The organism is Pollutimonas rozaliensis (assembly GCF_048751585.1).
GTDB lineage: Bacteria > Pseudomonadota > Gammaproteobacteria > Burkholderiales > Burkholderiaceae_B.
In genome coordinates, this window is record NZ_JAZHOB010000071.1 from 1 (window position 1) to 279 (window position 279).

General features: G+C 52.0%; 1 pseudogene. It reads left to right on the forward strand.

Annotated features, from left to right (window positions below):
• A pseudogene (locus V0R37_RS22010) lies at positions 1-279 on the forward strand (hypothetical protein); the annotation flags it as partial.

Sequence of the window (279 nt, forward strand, 5' to 3'; positions counted from 1 at the left end):
GCTCTATGTCACTGTTGTGTTTTCCGCCTCCATCGGTTTGCCTTTAACCATGCTCGGTGACTGGATGATCGTCATACCACCGGATATCAGTTTTCTCATGCAAGACCCTTTCACTTTTGCACGCTCTGCCTTTGCCGCCGCACCCGCCGCGTTATTGGCGGCTTTGATGGCGCTGCCACTGTGTTATTTAGTGACTCGCTATCCATCGCCGTTAACACGCACCATGGAACGCAGTGCTTACATTGGTTATGCACTGCCTCCTTTAACCCTCGCTTTAGC